A 19,842-nucleotide genomic window follows, 5' to 3' on the forward strand; every position below is an offset into this window, starting at 1 on the left:
CGGGAGGAGCGCGGCGCCCCGTGTTCCGGCGAGCGCCGCAGGGCAGCCGCCGCCCCGCTGGGATGCGTGGGGATTCCCGGGCGATCGTCCCCACCGCTTTCCACGGATGAGTCGCCTCGCTGCCACGCTCGCACCGGACGCGGCATGACGCCAGGGCCGGTCGGTCCCGGTCCGGGGCCACCCGGCCCCGCACCGCAGTAGGGCGGAGTGCCGTTCTCGTGACGCAGACCGACGGTCTCCCCGTCGCGCCCCTCGTCCCTGACGGTGCCGCCGCCACAGCGGTCCCCATGAACATCGGCCGGGAAGCCGCGGCTCAGCGCACCCGCCCCCGCGGCTTCAGCGCCACGTCCGGCAGCGCCGGGGCCGGGATCGGCGGCCCGTCGTAACCGTGTACGGTGCCGAATCGCTCGCCGCCCATCCAGTCCTCGCGGGCCCGGGCAATCTCCTCCTGGGTCCTGCCCACGAAGTTCCACCACATGATCAGCTCCTCCTCGAACGGCTCGCCGCCCAGGAGCATCAGGCCCGCGTCGGACTCCGCGCGGAGCGGGAGTTCGGTGCGTCCGCAGCCGAGGTAGAGCATGGAGCCGGGGAGGACCGGGACGCCGTCGACCTCGGCCTCGCCGGACATCGAGAGCGCGGCGTACTCGAAGTCGGGGTCCAGGGGGACCCGGGCCCGCGCGCCGCGGGTCAGGGAGAGGTCGGCGCCCACGATCGGGGTGTAGGCGGTGCCGGGCGAGGTGGCGCCGTCGAGCTCGCCGAGGATCACCGTGGCCGTGAGGCCGGGGGCGGTGACCGTGGGCAGGTCGCTGTGGTGCTGGAAGTGGGGTTCGGTGAAGCGGTGCGCGTCCGGGAGCGCCACCCAGAGCTGGGCGCCGTGGAGCAGGGCGGCGTGCTGCTTCGGGCTCTCCTCGGAGTGGCTGATCGCACGGCCGGAGGTCATCAGGCCCAGTTCGCGCGGGCGGACCGTCTGGAGGCTGCCGAGGCTGTCGCGGTGCAGGACCTCGCCCTCGTGGAGCCAGCTGACGGTCTGGAGGCCCATGTGCGGGTGCGGGGGCACCTGCATCCCGGGTTCGTCGGCGATGTCGTCGGGGCCGTAGTGGTCCACGAAGGCCCAGGCACCGACCATCCGGCGGCCCAGGTTGGGCAGCAGCCTGCGGACCTCGGTGGACTCGCCGAGCCGCACCGTGCGCGGGGCGAGCAGTTCACGTACGGGCTCCGCGACGACGAAACCCCGGCCCCCGCAGACGGTGGGGACGGCCTGGCGATCGAGATTGCTCATGGCGCTCAACCTATTCCGCTGCGGTCGGGGGCGGGCGGCACCCACGCCGGATAATTAGTGGAATGTTAAACCACCCGTGTGTGTTGTGCGGACCGGACGCCCATCCGACCGAGGAGACGACATGAGCGACAGCTACTACGAGTTCGGCACCGCCGCCGAGCGCTGGGAGCGCGCGGGGTTCTTCTTCGAAGCGAAGGAGTACACCACCGCCGCCCGCATCCTGAACGGACTCGTCGCGGAGGTCCCCGAGCAGGTCGCGCCCCGCCTGCTGCTGGCCCGCGCCCATTACCACTCGGCGAGCCTCGGGCGGGCCGAGACGGAGCTCCGGGCGGTCCTGGAGCGCGACCCGGTGGAGCACTACGCCCGCCTGATGCTCGGCCGGACCCTGGAGCGCCTGGGGCGGCAGGCCGAGGCGGACACGCAACTGCGCCTCGCCGCCGCGCTGTCCGGTGATCTCGGGCCCGCCTAGGAGAGTGCGTGCCTGGCGTCGCCCGGCAGACGGGAATTCGACGGCAGGGCCTAGGCGCGCGTATTCCGGGTGCCCCAAGCCACGGCCGCGTGATACTCCACAGGACCATGACAGACCTTGAGACGCCGCGTCTGGTCCTGCACCCGATGACCCCCGCCGACGCCGAGCACGTCGCCGCCGGTTCGCCGCCGACCGGGGCGCGCTGGGCTCCCGGCTACCCCTCCCCAGGTGAGCGGGGGGCCGCCGCGCGCTACCTCGCGACCTGCGCGGACACCGGTGATCCCAGCCCCTTCTGCTCGTACGGGATACGGCTGCGTACCGACGGCCTGGTCGTCGGCGGCATCGGCTTCCACGGCCCGCCGGACGACCGGGGCAGTGTCACGGTGGGCTACGGGCTGGTGGAGTCGGCGCGTGGACGGGGATACGCCTCCGAGGCGCTTCGGGCGCTGCTCCGGTTCGCCCGGGAACGGGGCGTCGCCCGGGTGTGCGGGGACGCCGACACCGGCAACATCCCCTCGCAGCGCGTCATGACGGCGGCCGGGATGCGCCTCGTGGGTGAGGACGCTTCGCTGAAGTACTACCAGGTCGAGTGGGCGGCGTAGGAACGGGCGGAGCCCGCCGGTGACCACCCGGCGGGCTCGAAACCGTTGCGGTGGGCGTCAGCCCAGGGCGGCAGCCGTCCGGCCACCCGTGAGCGCGTCGGCCCTCGGCACCAGCAGCCGCTCCGTGAGGTGGCCGAAGAGCAGGCCGAAGGTGGTCCACAGCGTGGCCTGCACGGCGAGGGTGGCCAGCCGGAACTGCCACAGCAGCGTGGCCGGGAAGTCCTTGCCGACCTCGTTGAACGAGGGCAGGAACACATAGGCGAGGACGATCAGCAGGACGTAGCCGGCCGCTGCCGCGACCGTCGCGTTCCAGTTGCCCAGACGGGGGGCGAGTCGCTTGCCGACGATGACGGCGGCGACCGCGAGCAGCACGCTGAGGGCCACCATCAGGAAGAACAGCGCGGTGCGTTTGCCGATGGTGTCGGGATTGCCGACGGCCGGCGGGTTGGCCGGGTACTTCAGGAACGGCACGATGTACACGCTCAGCAGCGCGGCGCCCGCGATCAGCGCGGCCGTGGCCCTCGGTCCGAAGCGGCCCATCCGGCCCAGCGCGTAACAGAAGACGAGCGCGGCGATGCCGCCGACCGCGACGCCGAAGACGAGTACACCGGTGGCCAGGCCCGCGGTGGACTGCATGCCGCGGCTGACGAGTTCCTCGGCGGCGCCGTGGTCGTGGCCGTGCGCACTGTGGGCCGCCTCTTCGAGCGCGATGGCCGCGTCCACGCGGGATTCGCCGAGGAAGTAGGCGACGGCCAGCGCGAACGCGCCCGCGACCAGGCCGGCCAGCATGCCGCGGACCAACAGGGCTCTGACGGATATGGAGTTCATATGGGATTCCCCTGGATCAGCCGGTAGGTCGTTCAGTGGCAGGGGAAACCGAGGAGGTGACGGCCGTCGTGGACCCACTCGTGGACGCCTTCGCCCGAGATGACGGCGGTGGCGCCCTGCTCGGCGCCGACGAAGTAGAGCAGGACCAGCATGAGGATGCCGAAGAAGACCGCCCAAGGGGCGATGGCCTTCAGGGAGATGGGGGTGATGGCGGATGCGCCGGTTGCGGGGGCAGCACTCTGTGCCATGGCAGAACCTCCTGTGGGAACACGCGTCCCGATCGTGGTGCCTGAGACGAAGGGTGCTGGGTCTGACTTCCCGCGTGCGCGGGTACACAGTGGCGCGACCGTGCCGGATTCTCACCGGACTTCCGTCACACCCTCGTCATGTCGCCGCGACCATACCCCCTGGACACCGGGCACCGCCATGCCCCTTACAAGCCGTCCGCGTGGCCCGGATGCCATGGTGTGCTTGGCCGTGGGGCCGGTGTTCAGGGAGTTGAGGACGGTCATGACGGTACGGGTGATGTTGATCTCACCGGCGATGAACGCGGCACTGCGCGAGGCCCGGTTCGCCGGTGACGCCGCGCTCGACGCTGCGGGCGTGCGGGCCGCACGGCTCGCCGCTCCGCACGTCCCGGGCGCGGACCGGGCGGTGCACGGGCCGTCCGAGCGGTGCGCCGGGACGGCGGAGGCGCTGGGGCTGCGCTCGACAGGAGAAGGCGCCCTGCGGGACTGGGAGTTGGGGCGCTGGTCGGGCGCCCGGCTGGACGAGGTGGGCGCGCGGGAACCGGAGGGGGTCGCGGCCTGGCTGGCCGAGCCGTCCGCCGCGCCGCACGGCGGCGAGTCGCTGCTCGGCCTGTGCGCCAGGGCGGGAGCCTGGCTCGACTCGCTGAGCGATGACGGCCGAGTGCTGGCCGTCGCCGAACCGTCCCTGGTGCGCGCGGCCGTCGTCCACGCGCTGGCGCTGCCGCCGCACGCGTTCTGGCGCCTCGACGTCGCCCCGCTCACGCTGACGGAGCTGACCGGCCGGTCAGGACGCTGGAACCTGCGCATGGGGCGCCCGCTCACCGGCGGGCCCGGCGGCCGGGAGGCGGACCGGGATGCGCCCTGAGCCGCATGTGCAAGAACTGTCGTCCGTACCGGAGCCTTGACACCCCGATGGTTCACTTCTTAAATCACGTAGTGAACTAAAGCACCATCATCCCCCCACGTGACGGTCATGCCCCCACTTGTCATATGCATGACGCATCACATGTCCCCGTCCCGCACGGGAAGGAACGTTCATGAACTCCCCCCACCTGACCAGGCGTCTCCTGGTCCCCGCTCTCTCCGTACTCGCCCTGGTCGCCACCACGTCCGGCCTCGCGTCGGGCGCCCCCAGGCAGCCGGAAGGGGTCTTTGCCGCCTCGACGACGTTCTCCGACGAGTTCGACGGTGCGGCCGGTTCGGCCGTGGACGGCAGCAAGTGGCAGATCGAGACCGGCGACAACGTCAACAACCACGAGCGGCAGTACTACACCTCCGGCAACAACAACGCCGCGCTGGACGGCCAGGGCCACCTGGTCATTACCGCCCGCAAGGAGAACCCCTCCAACTACCAGTGCTGGTACGGCACCTGCGAGTACACCTCCGCGCGGCTGAACACCTCCGGCAAGTTCACCCAGACCTACGGGCATGTCGAGGCGCGCATGAAGATCCCGCGCGGCCAGGGCATGTGGCCCGCCTTCTGGATGCTCGGCGACGACCTCGGGCAGGTCGGCTGGCCCAACTCGGGTGAGATCGACATCATGGAGAACGTCGGCTTCGAACCCTCCACCGTCCACGGCACCCTGCACGGGCCGGGGTACTCCGGCTCAGGCGGCATCGGCGCCGGCTACACCCTGCCCGACGGCCAGGCATTCGCCGACGACTTCCACACCTTCGCCATCGACTGGGCCCCCGACTCCATCACCTGGTCGGTCGACGGCAACGTCTACCAGCACCGCACCCCCGCCGACACCAACGGCAACACCTGGGCCTTCAACAAGCCCTTCTTCCTCATCCTCAACCTGGCGGTCGGCGGCTACTGGCCCGGCGACCCCGACGGCAACGCCGCCTTCCCCAGCGAACTCGTCGTCGACCACGTCCGCGTCACCACCAGCGACAGCGCACCGCCGGCCTGACGGCCGCCCGTCCCGCCGGGCGCGAGCCCGGCGGGACGCCCGCCGCATCCGGATGCTCAGCGGAGCAGCCCCGCGATCGTGGACACGAGAAGGGCGAGCAGGGAGAGCGCCGCGCCGAAGGCCGTACCTCCCCGCAGAAGAGCCGCTGCGGCCGAAACCCCGGACCGGCGGGCGAGCAACACGACCGTGACGGCACTCAGCACTGCGATCAGCAGTACGAGAGCGACGACGACCACGATCAGTACGACAACGGCTTCGAGCGGCACCTTTGCGCCTCCTCACGGAATGGTGTGCGGACAGGCCGAGATTGACCGATCGGCCGTGCGACAGGGTTCGGGCGGACAACAATGAACAGAGCCGAACCGCTCGGCCCACGGGTCCCCGACCGGTGGCCGCCCGCCCGACCGGGCCGCAGGGAGGGTGCATGCAGGCCGGTGACGACGCCTCGGCCCGGGCCGAGGCTCTGACCGCGTTACGCGAACGGCTGCGCGAAGTGCTCGGCAGCCGGGGGTACACCCGGAAGGACATCGTCCGGCGCAGCGGCGCCTCGCGGATCCCCTTGTCGGCCACCACGATCAGCCAGGCCCTGAACGACCGTCACCCGGCACCGACTCTCCGCACCGTGACGGGCATCGCGCAGGCCGCCGAAGCCGATCCGGAGACGTACCGGCAGCTCCTGGAACTCTGGCACCGGTCCCGGCCCGGACCGGACGTCGCTGCTCCGGGCCCCTGCGCGGACGTGTCCGCCGGTCCGGGCAGCGTCCAACTGGCCGGACCGGAACTGCTCCAGGTCCAGCAGGCCCCGTTCCTGACGGCAGGGCCGGTCACCGCCTTCCTCACCCCCTACTACGCCCGCCCGCACGACATCGACCTGGAGCGTCTGCTCGCCCCGGCGGTGGACGGGGTGACGTCCTGCTTCGTCCTGCTCACCGGTGACTCCTCCACGGGCAAGACCCGGGCCCTGTTCGAGGTGCTCCTGCGGCTGGCCCCGCAGCGCCGTCTGTGGCGGCCCACCCACGCGGGCGCCCTGGCGGATCTGCTCGGGGACGGCCGGGTGGCACCGGGGGACGTGCTCTGGCTCAACGAGGCGCAGCGCTTCCTCCACGGTGACGGCGCCGAGGAGGCCGCCGCCGCCCTGCGCGAGCTGCTGCTGACCCGGCCCGGTGTGGTGGTGGTCGGCACCCTCTGGACGTTCCCGTACTGGGAGGAGTTCGTCCGCCCTCCGCAGTCGGTGAACGCACCCAGCCACGTCCGCGCGCTCCTGGAGGCGCCGGTCACGCACCGGATCGCGGTTCCGGCGGAGTTGACGCCGGCCCAGCAAGCGGAGTGGCGGAGCCTCGCCCTGTCCAGCGGGGACTCACGCATGGGGCAGGCGGGGCGGGCCGGAGCGGCCGACGGGCGGGTGGTCCAGCACCTCAGCGGTGGGCCCGAGCTCCTGGCCGCGTACCGCATGGGTCCCGGCGCGCATTTCACCCCTGCGGAACACGCCCTGGTCACCGCCGCGATCGCGGTCCGGCACACGGGACGCCGGGTGCCGCTGTCGGAGGAGCTGCTGGCTCACATCGCCGACGCGGCCCTTCCGCCGCGTCTCAGGCCGGCCAGGCCCGGCTGGGCCGGGGAGGCGTTGACCGCCCTGGTCACGGGTGCGCGGGCCGACGGCCGCCGCACCGACATCAGGAACTCCCTCACCGCGCTGTTCGCCCTGCGGGACACCGCAGGCGGCCCGACCACGTACGAACCGGCCGACTACCTCCAGCAGAACTCCGCCGAAGCGGCTGCCGCCTCGGTTCCCGGGCCCGCCCTGTGGGACGCCATGACCGCGTTCACCACCGACCCGGCCGTGCTGATGGACTTGTCGTACAAGGCGGATCAACAGGGTTTCACCAAGCAGGCGGTGGTGCTGATGCGCCGCGCGACGACGGCGGGCTATCCCACGAGATGGGGCACCCTCCTGAGCACCGTGCCCGTCGAGACGCGTGAGCGCGAGGAGATGGCGCTCTGGACAGCGAGCCACACCTCGTGGGAGTCGGGCTGGGACATGTGTGCACGGCTGCTCGAACTCGCGGGCGAGGGCGCCGAGGCCACCCTGCGCCTCGCGGAGAGGGCCGTCGAGGAGGTCGATGTCTCCGATGTGAAGGAGGTCACTCATCTGCTGCGAACCCTGCGCGATCTGGGACACGAATCCCTGCTCATCGACCGCGATCCGGCGGCGCTCATGCGCCTGTCAAAGGCGGACTTCGTGTCCGATGTCCTCTGGCAGCTCCTCGAATACGGCTACACCGCTCATGCGGCGCGCCTCGCCGGGAGGATTCTCGCCGACCGTGCCTTTCTGGAGCATCCCGCCATGGTGCTGGAGCTCGTCGTGGCGCACCGCGTCTGCCCACCGTGGTGCGAGGACGGGAAGGCCCTGTTCTCCGCGGCCGCCTCGCGCGTCGATCTGTCCGGCGACATCGAACCGCTGCTGAGCCTGGTGAAGGAACTGAAGGAGGAGTATGCGGAAGCCGCGCACCTGCTCGCCCTCAGGCTCGCCGACGCCATCGACCTGTGGGACACCGAGTTCGTGGCCTCCTCGCTGTACGAGCTGCGGGAGCTCGGTATGGCGGCGGCCTGCCGCAGGCTGGCGCAACGGGCCGTCCTCTTGGTCGAGTTGGAGGAGCCGGAGAACGTCGGCTGGCTTCTGGACGAGCTTCGGTGGTGCGGCTTCGACGACTTGGTCGCCGAGTTGCTGGGACGTGACCCCTTGGCGGGGCTCGACGTGGGATCGGTCAAGAAGGTGGTGCCGCTCCTGTGGGCCTTGCAGGGCCTGGAACGCGGCGACTTGGTCCGGCGTCTTCTGCTGAACAGCGTGCGGGACGTCGCGCTCGATGACGCGGAATACACCGCCATCTACCTCGATGAACTCGCGCGCGTCGGCAGACCTCGGACCGTGCGGCGGTTCGCGCTGCGCGCTGCCGACGAGGTTTTGCTGTCCGGTGCGGCCGGGGTGCTGTTTCTCGCACGATCGCTGGACCGGGAGGGACCGCCGGGGGCACTCGATCGTCTGGCCCGCCGCGCGGTCCTGGCAGTGGAACCCTGCTCACACGGATTCGTCACCCTCCTGCGGACGCTCCGTGAACACGGTCTGACGGCACACTCCGATGCCTTGATCGAGCGGGCCGTCGCGCACCGGGGCCTCTCGAACGCGGTGCGACGCAAGGAGCTTCTGTCCGCTCTGCGCACGGCGGGCGAGACCGAGGCCGCCGACCGCCTGGAATCCGCGGCACCGGTGGTCGTCGCCGCGCCCGCGGATCCGGTGAAGCCGCGAGCGGGGTCGCCGTACGGTCTTGAGACCGACGGCACCCCGGCCGCCCCGTGGACGTGGAGCGGTCTCGACGCGGTCGAGGCACAACTCGCGAGCCGCACACGCGGACGGACAGCGCCTACCCCCGGTACGTCTCCAGCAGCCGCAGCCACACCTCGCTGATCGTCGGGTACGACGGCACCACGTGCCACAACCGGTCGACGGGGATCTCGCCCGCGACCGCCATCGTCGCCGAGTGGAGCAGTTCACCGATGCCGGGGCCCACGAAGGTGACGCCCAGCAGGACTTCGCGGTCGAGGTCCACGACCATGCGGGCGCGGCCCTTGTAGCCGTCCGCGTACAGCCCGGATCCGGCCACGGACGCGAGGTCGTAGTCGACGGCGCGGACGCGGTGGCCGGCCTGTTCCGCCTCGGCCAGGGAGAGGCCGACCGACGCGGCCTCCGGGTCGGTGAAGACGACCTGAGGGACTGCCGCGTGGTCGGCGGTCGCCGCGTGGGCGCCCCAGCGGGCGGTGTCCAGCGGCTTGCCCTGGGCACGGGCCCCGATCGCGTCGCCGGTGATGCGGGCCTGGTACTTGCCCTGGTGGGTCAGGAGCGCGCGGTGGTTGACGTCACCGGCCGCGTAGAGCCAGTCCGTGCCCTCGACCAGGCAGGTGTCGTCCACGGTGAGCCAGGAGCCGGGTTCAAGCCCGACCGTGTCCAGGCCCAGGTCGGCGGTGCGCGGGGCGCGGCCGGTGGCGAAGAGGACCTCGTCGGCCTCCACGCTCTCGCCGTTGTCGAGTTCCACGGTGACCGGGCCGTCGCCGCCCGCGCGGCGTACGGCGGTGGCCGAGACGCCCGTACGGATCTCCGCTCCGGCCTCGGTCAGCGCCTCGGCGACCAGTTCCCCGGCGAACGGCTCCATGCGGGGCAGCAGGCCCTCACCGCGTACGAGCACGGTGACCTCGGCACCGAGCGCGTTCCACACGGTGGCCATCTCCACACCGACGACTCCCCCGCCAACCACGACGAGCCGGCCGGGGACCTCCTTGGCGCTCGTCGCCTCGCGGCTGGTCCAGGGGCGGGCGTCCTCGATGCCGGGGAGGCCGGGGACCACGGCCCTGCTGCCCGTGCACACGGCGACGGCGTGCCGGGCGGTCAGCAGGTGTTCCGTGCCGTCGGGCGCGGTGACGGTGACCTGCTTGGGGCCGGTCAGCCGGCCGTGGCCTCGGAAGATGTCGGCCCCGATGCCGTCGAGCCAGGCGGCCTGGCCGTCGTCCTTCCAGTGCGAGGCGTACTCGTCGCGGTGGGCGAGGACGGCGGCGGCGTCCAGCGGTCCCCGGACGGCGCCGCTCAGCCCCGGCACGCGGCGGGCGTCGGCACGGGCGACGACGGGGCGCAGGAGCGCCTTGCTCGGCATGCACGCCCAGTAGGAGCACTCGCCGCCGATCAGTTCGGACTCGATCACGGCGGTGGTCAGCCCGGCGGCCCGGGCCCGGTCGGCCACGTTCTCCCCCACCGGTCCGGCTCCGATGACCACGACGTCGTACGCGACAGGCTTCGCTCCATGTGTCATGCGCCCCATTCTGGCGGGGGGTGTGGGCGTCGGCCACATGGGCAGGCACGGAATAGCACGAGATCGGGCACCGTTGACCCGGACACGTCTCATACGGGCACAGGAAGAGGTAGCAACGCATGAGCACCGTAGAGCTCACCAAGGAAAACTTCGACCAGGTCGTCAGCGACAACGAGTTCGTCCTGATCGACTTCTGGGCTTCCTGGTGCGGCCCGTGCCGGCAGTTCGCCCCGGTGTACGACGCGGCGTCCGAGCGTCACACGGACCTGGTCTTCGCCAAGGTCAACACGGAGGCGGAGCAGGAGCTGGCGGCGGCCTTCGACATCCGGTCGATCCCCACGTTGATGATCGTCCGGGACAACGTGGCGGTCTTCGCGCAGCCCGGCGCGCTGCCGGAGGCGGCCCTGGAGGACGTCATCGGCCAGGCCAGGAACCTGGACATGGACGAGGTCCGCAAGGCCGTCGAGGCCGAGCAGCAGAAGAATCAGGCGGAGGGGCAGCAGTAGAGCAGCCCCTCCCTTCTTGGCGGCCTCAGGCGTCCGTGCCGCGCTCAGCGACACGGGCCGAGAGCCCGTACGCGAGTTCCGAGCCGTCGACGAGCAGGCCCTCGACGGTTCTGGTGCCGGGGTCGATGTCCGCCACCATGCCGTCGCCCGCGTACCGGGGGTAGCCGGTCTCGCCCGTCTCACCCGTGGCGACGACCACGGCCGACCGGATGGCGGCGCCCGGTCCCCCGCCGTCGGAACCCCTGGCCGCCGCGCCCCTGACGCTGGCCCCCGTCGCGCCTTCCCCGGCCGCGGGGGCCTTGTCGTCGGTGTGCTCGGGGACGATGAGGATTTCGTAGCTCTGCGGATCGCTCATGGTCATGACGCTAGGCACGGGCGGCGCGCCGCGCACGTCGCCGGGCCGGTTCAGCTGGATTCCCGTCGTACGGCGCGGGCGCGCAGCAGGTCGTGCCGTTCGGGCGGGGTCCTCGGGTGCCGGACGAGCCGGTCCACCAGGTCGGCCAGCGGCTGGGCGGTCGCCAGCTCCATCCGTACGCTGCTGAGCCTCGGCCGCAGCAGCCGCCCGAGCATCGAGTCGTCGGCGCCCACCAGGGCGGCCTCGGCGGGTATCGCGATCCCGGCGTCCTGGAGCGCCCGCATCAGGAGCATCGCGTAGGTGTCGTCGTACGCGAAGACGGCGTCCAGGCCGAGTGCGGGCCAGCGGGCGGCCAGGGACGCGGCCGACTCCTCCTCGTAGCGCAGCGGCAGCACCTCGATGTGGGCACCGCCGTTCAGCGCGGCTTCCCGGGCGCCGGCCAGGCGCGGGGCGGCGAAGAGCGCGGTGGCGGGGTCCTCGGGCATCACCACGCCGATGCGGCGCCTGCCGCGTTCCAGCAGATGGCGCACCGCGCAGCCGCCGACCTCCCGCTGATCCATGATCAGGGCGTGGGCGCCCTCCACCGGGTGCGGGCCCAGGGTGATGACGGCCTTGGCTCCGGAGCGCCGGAGTACGGCCGTGCCGCGCGGGGCGAGGGGGACGGAGCCGGGCACGATGACGGCGGCGGGGCGGAGTTCCGCCCAGGCGCGGGCGGCGTCGTCGGCGCCGAGGCCGAGCGAACCGTACTGGACGACCGTGTAGTCGAGGCGCCGGAGCCCCGCCTCCAGGTCGCGCAGGAAGCGCAGGTGCAGGGGGCCGGTCGGCAGGTTGCCGGTGGGCAGCAGCACCATCCGGGAGTGGCCGGCGCGCAGCGTGCGGGCGGCGGCGTGCGGTACGTAGCCGAGTTCGTCGGCGGCCTCCCGTACCCGGCGGCGGGTCTGATCGCTGATCCGCACCTGCGCGTTGTTGTTGAGGACGTAGGACACGGTGGCCCGGGAGACGCCGGCGAGCCGCGCCACATCGGCGCTGGTCGGGACGGGGCCTTCGGCGGGCTGATCGGGTAACTGACTCATGGCTCCGGGCAGTCTTCCAGACCGCCGCGACACACCGGCGCGCAGGCTGTGCGGGCGGACCGCCTAGGGTGTTGAGATGACGATCCAGCACCGCGACAGTTACGACGAGCCGGCCGCTTTCCCGGGCCGGACCGGGCCCACGGCCACCGCGCAGGCCGATCCGCGCGAGGTGGGCCCGGTCCGCACCTCGTACGCCCCCGACCGGGACGGCGCGCCCGACCCGGGGGAAATCGTCTGGACCTGGGTGCCGTTCGAGGAGAACGACGGGCGCGGCAAGGACCGGCCGGTCCTGGTCGTGGCGCGGGAGGCGAAGGGCACCCTGCTGGCCGTACAGCTGTCCAGCAAGCAGCACGACATGGACCGGGAGTGGGTGGCGCTGGGCGCGGGCCCCTGGGACAGCTCGGGGCGTCCGTCCTGGGTGGACCTGGACCGCGTCCTGCGGGTCCACGAGGACGGGATGCGGCGTGAGGCGTGCGCCCTGGACCGGGCCAGGTTCGACCTGGTCGTCGGGCGGCTGAGGGAGCGTTACGGCTGGGTGTGAGGACGCCCGGCGGACCAAGGGCCTTTCCGTTGGATCAGACCGGGCTCGCGGGGCGTGGCACGCCCGCTCCCTCACCCTGAGGTCGAGGGTGAGGGTCACCCCCGGTCGGCGAACACCTGGTCGAATGCCACCCGGGTGGGCGAATCGCCGTCGCGGCCGAGGATGCCGAAGACGATCTCCTCGAAGTGGCCGGCGAAGCGGCCCTCCCCGGTGAGCAGCGCGTGGAAGGCGCCCGCCACCTCCGCCGGATCGTTGCGGAACACTCCGCAGCCCCAGGCGCCCAGGACCAGCCGCCGGTAGCCGCACACCGTCGCGACCTCCAGCACCCGTTCGGCGCGGGCGGCCAGCGTGGCCGGAATGCGGTGTGCCTCCTGCGGGGTCCGGGCGCGGACGACCCCGGCGTTGGGGGCGGGCGAGGTGAGGAATCCGGCCGAGTACGGAGCGTCGAGCAACCGGCCCCGGTCGTCGCGGAAGACCGGCACGCCGGGCGAGTGGATGACCCGGTCGGTGTAGAACGCGTCGCGTTCACCGCGGTGGTGCGCGTAGAAGGCGGGCGCCCGCAGCAGCGTGACGTACAGCGCGGAGCCCCGGCACAGGGCCTCCTCCTGGGCCTGGGCGCCGTTGAGGTAGCCGCCGCCGGGATTGCGGGCGGAGGCGTAGTTCAGGACGGCGACCTCGCCCGGGCGTTCGCGGGTCAGCCGGGCAGCCGCCTGGAGGCTGCTCTCGCCGGTCACCTCGATGACCGGGGTCCGGTCCCGGCCGGGTTCGGCCTCCACCGGCTCGGGGCCGTACAGCCGCGTACCCGCCAGAGCGGCCGCCACACCCTTTTCGATGCTGATCTCGCGGCCGTTTCCGGCGCGGTAGGAACCCGCCCGGACGATCGCTTCCGTTTCGCGCGCGATTCCGCGCAGCCGGGCGCTCATGCGCCCTCCCCCTTATGGTGCATACGGGGCATGATCGGCGCCCTTCTCCCGGCCGCGCAAGCGAATATGCGGCGAAGAAGGCGCTCTTGTGCGATGCCTCAGCAGCGGTTTGGGTAGGACGGACGCACCGGAACAAGGAGGCCCGGCATGTCATCCGAGACACCCGGCGGCCATGGTCCGCCCCCCGGTCAGTCCCCTCCCCTCGGTGAGGGCGAGGCGGAGGATTTACTGCGCGGCATCTGCTTCAAGACGGGGCCGCCGCGCACGGTGGGCGTCGAGCTGGAATGGCTCCTGCACGACCGTGACCAACCGCACCGCACCGTCCCGCCCCACCTGCTGGAGGCGGCCGCAACGGCTGTCCGGGCGCTGCCCCTGAGCGCGGCGCTCACCTTCGAACCCGGCGGCCAGCTGGAACTCAGCTCGCGCCCCGCCGCTTCCCTGATGGCGTGTGTCGAGGACACCGCCGCCGATCTCACCGCCGTACGCACGGCCCTCGCCGGGCTGGGCCTCGCTCCGGCCGGCCTGGGCGTCGACCCCTGGCAGACCCCCCGCCGGCTTCTGGGCGAGCCCCGGTACGAGGCCATGGAGCAGGCCTTCGACCGGTGGGGCCCGGCCGGCCGGGCCATGATGTGCACCACCGCCTCCGTCCAGGTCTGCCTGGACGCCGGGGAGGAGGAGCCCGGTCCGCTCGGGTACGCGCGGCGCTGGCAGCTGGTCCACCTGCTGGGCGCCGTCCTGGTGGCGGCATTCGCCAACTCGCCGTACCGGGCGGGCGCGCCGACGCCCTGGCGGTCCACCCGCCAGGCGCTCTGGGCCGACCTGGACCCGAAGCGGACGCTGGCCCCCGACGGGCTGCTGCCGCCCCGGGACGCCTGGGCCGCACACGTCCTGGACACCCCCGTGCTGTGCGTACGGGGCGAGGGGCCCTGGCACGTGCCGGACGGGCTCACGTTCCGGGACTGGATCCGGTCCGGGGTGCCCGGACGCCCGGACCGGAGCGATCTCGACTACCACATCACCACGTTGTTCCCGCCGGCCCGGCCGCGCGGGCACCTGGAGCTGCGCATGATCGACGCGCAGTCCGGTGAGGACGGCTGGATCGTGCCCCTCGCCGTCACCACCGCCCTGTTCGACGACCCGGAGACCGCGGAGACGGTGTACCGGACCGTGAAGCCGCTCGCCGAGACGGCCGGGGCGGGCGCCGCTCCGCGCAATCCGCTGTGGACCGCCGCCGCCCGCGACGGCCTGGCCGACCCGGAGCTGCGCCAGGCGGCGGACCTCTGCTTCCGGCTCGCCCTGGAGGCGCTGCCCCGGCTGGGCGCGAGCGTCGCGGTCCGGGACGCGGTCGCCGGCTTCCACGACCGCTACGTCGCCCGGGGCAGATGCCCGGCCGACGACCTGCGGGACCTGCTCACCACGGGCGGGGCGCGCCGCCCCGCCCATCCGAAGGGGACCCTGTCATGACCGAATCCCCCGCGCCCCCGCACGCCGGGGACGCCGAGTCGCTGCGCGAGCACGCGCTCGCCGCGCTGCTCACCGCCCGCACGCGGACCGCGCTCCTCACCGACAGCGTGGACGACCACGAGCTGACCGCCCAGCACTCGCCGCTGATGTCGCCGCTGGTCTGGGACCTGGCGCACATCGGCAACCAGGAGGAGCTGTGGCTGCTGCGCGGTGTGGCGGGACGGGAGGCGATGCGTCCGGAGATCGACGGCCTGTACGACGCCTTCGAGCATCCGCGCGCCGCCAGGCCCTCGTTGCCGCTGCTGGCGCCCGAGGAGGCCCGCTCGTACGCCTCCGAGGTGCGCGGCAGGGCGCTGGACGTGCTGGAGTCCGCCCCGCTCGGTGACGGGCCCGCGCTGGTCAGGTCCGGCTTCGCCTTCGGGATGATCGCGCAGCACGAGCAGCAGCACGACGAGACGATGCTGATCACGCATCAGCTGCGTTCGGGTCCGGCCGCGCTGACGGCCCCGGAGCCGCCGCGCGCGCCGGACGACGTCCCGGCGCCGCCGGCCGAGGTCCTGGTGCCCGGCGGCCCGTTCACCATGGGGACGTCGGCCGAGCCGTGGGCGCTGGACAACGAGCGCCCGGCGCACCGGCGGGACGTGCCCGGGTTCGTCATCGACACGGCTCCGGTGACGTGCGGCGCGTACCGGGCGTTCATCGAGGACGGCGGCTACGGCGAGCAGCGGTGGTGGGCCCCCGAGGGCTGGGCGATGGTCCGTGAGCACGGGCTGCGCGCCCCGTTGTTCTGGCGCCGGGACGCCGGGCAGTGGCTGCGGCGGCGCTTCGGGGTGACCGAGCCGGTGCCGGACGACGAGCCGGTGGTGCACGTCAGCTGGTACGAGGCCGACGCGTACGCGCGCTGGGCGGGCCGCAGGCTGCCGACCGAGGCGGAGTGGGAGAAGGCGGCGCGCCACGATCCCGCCTCCGGGCGCTCGCGCCGCTATCCGTGGGGCGACGAGGACCCGACACCGGAGCGGGCCAATCTGGGGCAGCGCCATCTGCGGCCCGCGCCCGCCGGGGCGTACCCGGCCGGGCGGGCGCCGTGCGGGGCGGGCCAGCTGATCGGTGACGTGTGGGAGTGGACGGCGAGCGACTTCCTGCCGTATCCCGGGTTCGCGCCGTTCCCCTACCGCGAGTACTCGGAGGTGTTCTTCGGCCCGGACCACAAGGTGCTGCGGGGCGGCTCGTTCGCGGTGGACGCGGTGGCCTGCCGGGGCACGTTCCGCAACTGGGACCTGCCGGTCCGGCGGCAGATCTTCGCCGGGTTCCGGACCGCGAGGGACCTCTGATGTGCCGGCACATCGCCTACCTGGGGCCCCCGGTCGCCCTGGGCGAGTCGCTGTCGCGCCCCGCGCACTCGCTGGTGCGGCAGTCCTGGGAGCCCCGCCGCCAGCGCCACGGCACGGTCAACGCGGACGGCTTCGGGGTCGGCTGGTACGCGGAGGGCGACCCGGTCCCGGGGCGCTACCGCCGCCAGGGCCCGGTCTGGGGCGACCAGACCTTCGCCGACCTGGTCCGGGTGGTCCGCAGCCATGCCCTGCTCGCCGCCGTCCGGGACGCGACCGGCGCGGATCCGGACGGCGAGGCGGCCGCGGCGCCGTTCGCCGCGGACCGGGTGCTGTTCAGCCACAACGGCGCGGTGAAGGGCTGGCCCGGCTCGATGGCCTCCGTGGCGGCGACGCTGCCCCCGGCCGAGCTGCTGCGGCTCGCGGCGCGCAGCGACTCCGCCCTGGTGTGGGCCCTGGTGCGGCACCGGCTGGCGGAGGGCGACCCGCTCGCGCAGGCCGTGGCGGACACCGTTGCGGAGGTGGCGGAGGCGGCGCCGGGCTCCCGGCTCAACCTGCTGCTCACCGACGGCCGCACCATCGTGGCCACCGCCTGGGGCGACACCCTGTGGCATCTCACCGAGCCCGGCCGGAGCACGGTCGTCGCCTCGGAGCCGTACGACGAGGATCCCCACTGGTCCGAGGTGCCCGACCGCACCCTGCTGACCGCGACCGCCGGCGACGTCCTGCTGACCCCGCTGAAGGAGCCCCGCACGTGAAGCCCTTCCTGCTGACCCGCACCCTGCCCGAGGACGCGACGGACGCGGCGCTGCGTGCCGATGTGCTGCACGGTCTGTCCCGGCGCCCGAAGACGCTGCCGCCCAAGTGGTTCTACGACGCCCGGGGCAGCGAACTGTTCGAGGAGATCACCCGGCTCCCCGAGTACTACCCGACGCGCGCCGAGCGGGAGATCCTGATCGACCGGGCCGGCGAGATCGCCGCCGCGTCCGGGGCCCGCACCCTGGTCGAGCTGGGTTCCGGCTCGTCGGAGAAGACCCGCCATCTGCTCGACGCGCTGGCGGACCTGCACAGTTACGTGCCGGTCGACGTGAGCGAGAGCGCGTTGCGGGGAGCCGCGGAGGCCCTGCTGGCGGAGCGGCCGGGGCTGTCCGTGCACGCGCTGATCGCCGACTTCACGGCCGGGCTCACGCTGCCGGAGACGCCCGGGCCCCGGTTGGTGGCGTTCCTCGGCGGCACCCTCGGCAATCTGCTGCCGGGTGAGCGGTCGGTGTTCCTGAAGTCGGTACGCGATCTGCTGGCGCCCGGGGACACGCTGCTGCTCGGCACGGACCTCGTGAAGGACGAGGCGGTGCTGGTCGCGGCGTACGACGACGCGGCGGGGGTGACGGCGGCGTTCAACCGCAACGTGCTGTCGGTCGTCGACCGGGAGCTGGGAGCGGACTTCGTACCGGAGGACTTCGCACACGTGGCGCGGTGGAACGCGCGCGAGGAGTGGATCGAGATGCGGCTGAGGGCCCGCCGGTCCCTGACGGTGAAGATTCCGGAACTCGATCTGGTCGTGCCGTTCGAGGCGGGTGAGGAGTTGCGTACCGAGGTCTCCGCGAAGTTCCGCGAGAACGGGGTGCGCGGCGAGCTGGCCGCGGCAGGGCTCCGGCTGGCCCACTGGTGGACGGACTCCGAGGACAGGTTCGCCCTGTCCCTTTCCACGGTGGACTGACCGTTCGCGCTACGGGTACGGGGCCGGCGGTGTCCGGTCCCGTACCCGCGCCGGGGTCAGCTGCCGGCGAGCACCGCGGTGATCTTGTCGGAGGCGGTCTTCGCCTCGGTCGCCGGGTCACCGCCCTGGAGGACCGCCGTCATGTACGTCTTGATCGGGTTGTCGGCCTCGACCGCCGCCCACTGCGGGGAGTTGGGGGTCGCGTGGCCGCGCGTGGCGCCCTCGGCCATCGCGGCGGTGCTCTCCTCGCCCTCGATGACATGGGCCAGGGCGGGCTTGTTGGGGACGTAGCTCATCGTCTTGGCCAGGTCCTCCTGCCACTTGGCCCCGGCCAGTGCCTTGATGACCTCGTAGGCGGCGGCGCGCCGGCCGGACTTCTGGGGCACGATCAGGTCCGAGCCGCCGGTGAACACCGAGCCGGGCGCCTTGGAGGTCTTGCCGGGAATCGGGAAGTAGCCGAGCTTGCCCTTGAGTTCGGGGTTCTTCTTCTCGATCAGGGTCGCCGTGCTGGGGGTGGAGATGATCTGAGCGACATTCCCCTCGGCGAACACATTGGCCTGCGGGGGCTTTTCCTCGTCGGCGTCCTTGGGGCCGTTGCCCAGCGCCTGGAGCTCGGAATAGAACCGCATGCCCTTGAGGGCGGCGGGCGTGTCGAGCGTGCCTGCCCAGTCGCCTTCCCCGTCGTCGGCGAGTTGGCCGCCCTCGTCCCAGATGAAGCCGGCCAGAACGTACCAGTTCTGTCCCGGCAGATACATGCCCTGGATTCCGTCGCGGTTCAGTTTCTCGGTGTCGGCGATCCACTGGGCGCGCGTCTTCGGCGGGTTCTTGATGCCCGCGTCCTCGAAGATGTCCTTGTTGTAGATCACCACGCGGTTGGCCGCGTACCACGGGATGCCGTACTGGACGCCGCCGATGCTCCCCGGCTCGGCGAGACCGGGCAGCCAGTCCTCTCTGCCCAGGTCACGCATGGATTCGAGGGTGAGGTCGCGCAGGTTGCCGCTCTCGGCGTACTGGGCGACCTGGGTGTTGCCGACCTCGATGACGTCGGGGGTGTCCGTGCCGGAGAGCGCCTCCAGGACCTTGGGGCCGATGCCGCCCCATTCCTGGATCTTGAACTCCAGTTCGACGGAGGAGTGCTCGTCCTCGTACGACTTCTTGAAACGGTCCAGGAAGTCGGCGGTCACGCTGTCCTTCATCAGCCAGATCGTCACCTTCTTGCCGCCGGAGCCGCCGGTTCCGGGGATCACGCCGCAGCCACCCAGCGCAACAGTGGAAACAAGGGCGACAGCTCCGACGAGCATGCGGTTTTTCACGATTCACCTTCTGCGGAACGGCAGGACGAAATTTGCGGACCCGGTGTGGGGGACTGCGGGCTGCGCTCGCACGGGCGTGGCTGGATTTTGGTATGGACCAATACTTTGGTCAAGCTCCGGCACGGACCCGCGCGATGTCCGCGACCCCTCGCGAACCGGGCCGAGGTAGGGCACCTTGGTAAGGACGAGAGGAGCCAGACCGTGTCAAATCACACGTATCGCGTCACCGAAATCGTAGGAACCTCCCAGGAGGGCGTGGACGAGGCGATTCGCAATGGTGTCGCAAGAGCCTCGGAAACGTTGCACAATCTCGACTGGTTCGAGATCACCCAGGTGCGCGGCCAGATCGAGAATGGCCGGATCGCCCACTATCAGGTCGGCCTGAAAGTGGGCTTCCGGCTCGACGACCCGAAGTGACGCGGCG

The 19,842-nt window shown here is 72.3% G+C and carries 21 protein-coding genes; 12 read left to right on the top strand and 9 right to left on the bottom strand.

Translation table 11 applies throughout. From position 1 onward, the window contains the following. Positions 1 to 313 precede the first annotated feature (313 nt). The gene (locus ACFZAT_RS26710) at positions 314 to 1,279 is read right to left on the bottom strand and encodes a pirin family protein (protein ID WP_391267935.1); all 966 of its coding nucleotides are present in this window, start codon (positions 1,277 to 1,279) and stop codon (positions 314 to 316) included. Between the two features lie 121 nt (positions 1,280 to 1,400). Here ACFZAT_RS26710 and ACFZAT_RS26715 point away from each other — a divergent pair, with 121 nt between their 5' ends. Both ACFZAT_RS26715 and ACFZAT_RS26720 read left to right on the top strand, forming a co-directional pair. Continuing rightward, positions 1,401 to 1,748 carry a tetratricopeptide repeat protein gene (locus tag ACFZAT_RS26715; protein ID WP_391267937.1) on the top strand — a complete coding sequence of 116 codons (348 nt, stop codon included), beginning with the start codon at positions 1,401 to 1,403 and terminating at the stop codon, positions 1,746 to 1,748. A gap of 107 nt (positions 1,749 to 1,855) precedes the next feature. Beyond that, on the top strand, positions 1,856 to 2,350 hold the full coding sequence (locus tag ACFZAT_RS26720; protein WP_391267939.1) for a GNAT family N-acetyltransferase: 495 nt from the start codon (positions 1,856 to 1,858) through the stop codon (positions 2,348 to 2,350). Positions 2,351 to 2,407: 57 nt separating this feature from the next. Here the strand turns inward: ACFZAT_RS26720 and ACFZAT_RS26725 are convergent, their stop codons facing one another. After that, positions 2,408 to 3,178: a CbtA family protein gene (locus ACFZAT_RS26725; protein ID WP_391267941.1), complete on the bottom strand. Its 771-nt coding sequence runs from the start codon at positions 3,176 to 3,178 to the stop codon at positions 2,408 to 2,410. A 32-nt stretch (positions 3,179 to 3,210) separates the two neighbouring features. Beyond that, positions 3,211 to 3,426, bottom strand: coding sequence for a CbtB-domain containing protein (locus ACFZAT_RS26730; RefSeq protein ID WP_391267944.1), 216 nt, complete (start codon positions 3,424 to 3,426; stop codon positions 3,211 to 3,213). Positions 3,427 to 3,688: 262 nt separating this feature from the next. Here ACFZAT_RS26730 and ACFZAT_RS26735 point away from each other — a divergent pair, with 262 nt between their 5' ends. Beyond that, positions 3,689 to 4,291, top strand: a complete 603-nt coding sequence (locus tag ACFZAT_RS26735; protein WP_391267946.1) for a histidine phosphatase family protein — start codon at positions 3,689 to 3,691, stop codon at positions 4,289 to 4,291. A 172-nt stretch (positions 4,292 to 4,463) separates the two neighbouring features. Further along, positions 4,464 to 5,342: a family 16 glycosylhydrolase gene (locus tag ACFZAT_RS26740; protein WP_391267948.1), complete on the top strand. Its 879-nt coding sequence runs from the start codon at positions 4,464 to 4,466 to the stop codon at positions 5,340 to 5,342. Positions 5,343 to 5,398: 56 nt separating this feature from the next. On the opposite strand, the gene ACFZAT_RS26745 is transcribed toward ACFZAT_RS26740, so the two are convergent. Beyond that, a complete protein-coding gene (locus ACFZAT_RS26745; protein WP_391267950.1) occupies positions 5,399 to 5,608 on the bottom strand; it encodes a hypothetical protein in 210 nt (69 codons plus the stop codon). 158 nt (positions 5,609 to 5,766) lie between these two features. Here ACFZAT_RS26745 and ACFZAT_RS26750 point away from each other — a divergent pair, with 158 nt between their 5' ends. Beyond that, on the top strand, positions 5,767 to 8,805 hold the full coding sequence (locus ACFZAT_RS26750) for a hypothetical protein (protein ID WP_391267952.1): 3,039 nt from the start codon (positions 5,767 to 5,769) through the stop codon (positions 8,803 to 8,805). Here ACFZAT_RS26750 and ACFZAT_RS26755 read toward each other — a convergent pair. Then, positions 8,762 to 10,198: an FAD-dependent oxidoreductase gene (locus ACFZAT_RS26755; RefSeq protein ID WP_391267954.1), complete on the bottom strand. Its 1,437-nt coding sequence runs from the start codon at positions 10,196 to 10,198 to the stop codon at positions 8,762 to 8,764. The two genes, ACFZAT_RS26750 and ACFZAT_RS26755, sit on opposite strands and share 44 nt — an antisense overlap. A 119-nt stretch (positions 10,199 to 10,317) precedes the next feature. On the opposite strand from ACFZAT_RS26755, the gene trxA reads away from it, so the two are divergent. Further along, complete coding sequence (trxA, locus tag ACFZAT_RS26760) at positions 10,318 to 10,704, top strand: thioredoxin (RefSeq protein ID WP_391267956.1); 387 nt, start codon at positions 10,318 to 10,320, stop codon at positions 10,702 to 10,704. A 25-nt stretch (positions 10,705 to 10,729) separates the two neighbouring features. On the opposite strand, the gene ACFZAT_RS26765 is transcribed toward trxA, so the two are convergent. Continuing rightward, a complete protein-coding gene (locus ACFZAT_RS26765) occupies positions 10,730 to 11,065 on the bottom strand; it encodes a hypothetical protein (RefSeq protein ID WP_391267957.1) in 336 nt (111 codons plus the stop codon). A 44-nt stretch (positions 11,066 to 11,109) separates the two neighbouring features. Further along, positions 11,110 to 12,132 carry a substrate-binding domain-containing protein gene (locus ACFZAT_RS26770; RefSeq protein WP_391267959.1) on the bottom strand — a complete coding sequence of 341 codons (1,023 nt, stop codon included), beginning with the start codon at positions 12,130 to 12,132 and terminating at the stop codon, positions 11,110 to 11,112. 76 nt (positions 12,133 to 12,208) lie between these two features. Here ACFZAT_RS26770 and ACFZAT_RS26775 point away from each other — a divergent pair, with 76 nt between their 5' ends. Beyond that, positions 12,209 to 12,673 (top strand): type II toxin-antitoxin system PemK/MazF family toxin, encoded by a 465-nt coding sequence (locus ACFZAT_RS26775; protein WP_391267960.1) that lies wholly within the window; start codon positions 12,209 to 12,211, stop codon positions 12,671 to 12,673. Positions 12,674 to 12,768: 95 nt separating this feature from the next. On the opposite strand, the gene ACFZAT_RS26780 is transcribed toward ACFZAT_RS26775, so the two are convergent. Continuing rightward, the gene (locus ACFZAT_RS26780) at positions 12,769 to 13,596 is read right to left on the bottom strand and encodes a TIGR02452 family protein (RefSeq protein WP_391267963.1); all 828 of its coding nucleotides are present in this window, start codon (positions 13,594 to 13,596) and stop codon (positions 12,769 to 12,771) included. A 147-nt stretch (positions 13,597 to 13,743) separates the two neighbouring features. Here ACFZAT_RS26780 and egtA point away from each other — a divergent pair, with 147 nt between their 5' ends. The 4 genes from egtA to egtD are packed head-to-tail and all read left to right on the top strand — an operon-like array spanning position 13,744 to position 18,105. Next, a complete protein-coding gene (gene egtA, locus ACFZAT_RS26785; RefSeq protein ID WP_391267964.1) occupies positions 13,744 to 15,060 on the top strand; it encodes an ergothioneine biosynthesis glutamate--cysteine ligase EgtA in 1,317 nt (438 codons plus the stop codon). Further along, a complete protein-coding gene (gene egtB, locus ACFZAT_RS26790; RefSeq protein ID WP_391267966.1) occupies positions 15,057 to 16,391 on the top strand; it encodes an ergothioneine biosynthesis protein EgtB in 1,335 nt (444 codons plus the stop codon). The genes egtA and egtB overlap by 4 nt, the downstream gene beginning before the upstream one ends. Further along, the gene (gene egtC, locus ACFZAT_RS26795; protein WP_391267967.1) at positions 16,391 to 17,146 is read left to right on the top strand and encodes an ergothioneine biosynthesis protein EgtC; all 756 of its coding nucleotides are present in this window, start codon (positions 16,391 to 16,393) and stop codon (positions 17,144 to 17,146) included. Before egtB ends, egtC begins: the two co-directional genes overlap by 1 nt. Next, on the top strand, positions 17,143 to 18,105 hold the full coding sequence (gene egtD, locus ACFZAT_RS26800; protein WP_391267969.1) for an L-histidine N(alpha)-methyltransferase: 963 nt from the start codon (positions 17,143 to 17,145) through the stop codon (positions 18,103 to 18,105). Before egtC ends, egtD begins: the two co-directional genes overlap by 4 nt. A gap of 56 nt (positions 18,106 to 18,161) precedes the next feature. Here egtD and ACFZAT_RS26805 read toward each other — a convergent pair whose 3' ends face one another. Continuing rightward, the gene (locus ACFZAT_RS26805; RefSeq protein WP_391267971.1) at positions 18,162 to 19,418 is read right to left on the bottom strand and encodes an extracellular solute-binding protein; all 1,257 of its coding nucleotides are present in this window, start codon (positions 19,416 to 19,418) and stop codon (positions 18,162 to 18,164) included. Positions 19,419 to 19,619: 201 nt separating this feature from the next. On the opposite strand from ACFZAT_RS26805, the gene ACFZAT_RS26810 reads away from it, so the two are divergent. Further along, positions 19,620 to 19,835 carry a dodecin gene (locus ACFZAT_RS26810; RefSeq protein WP_073967229.1) on the top strand — a complete coding sequence of 72 codons (216 nt, stop codon included), beginning with the start codon at positions 19,620 to 19,622 and terminating at the stop codon, positions 19,833 to 19,835. Positions 19,836 to 19,842: the final 7 nt, after the last annotated feature.

The organism is Streptomyces sp. NPDC008163 (genome assembly GCF_042956885.1).
Lineage (GTDB): Bacteria > Actinomycetota > Actinomycetes > Streptomycetales > Streptomycetaceae > Streptomyces > Streptomyces drozdowiczii_A.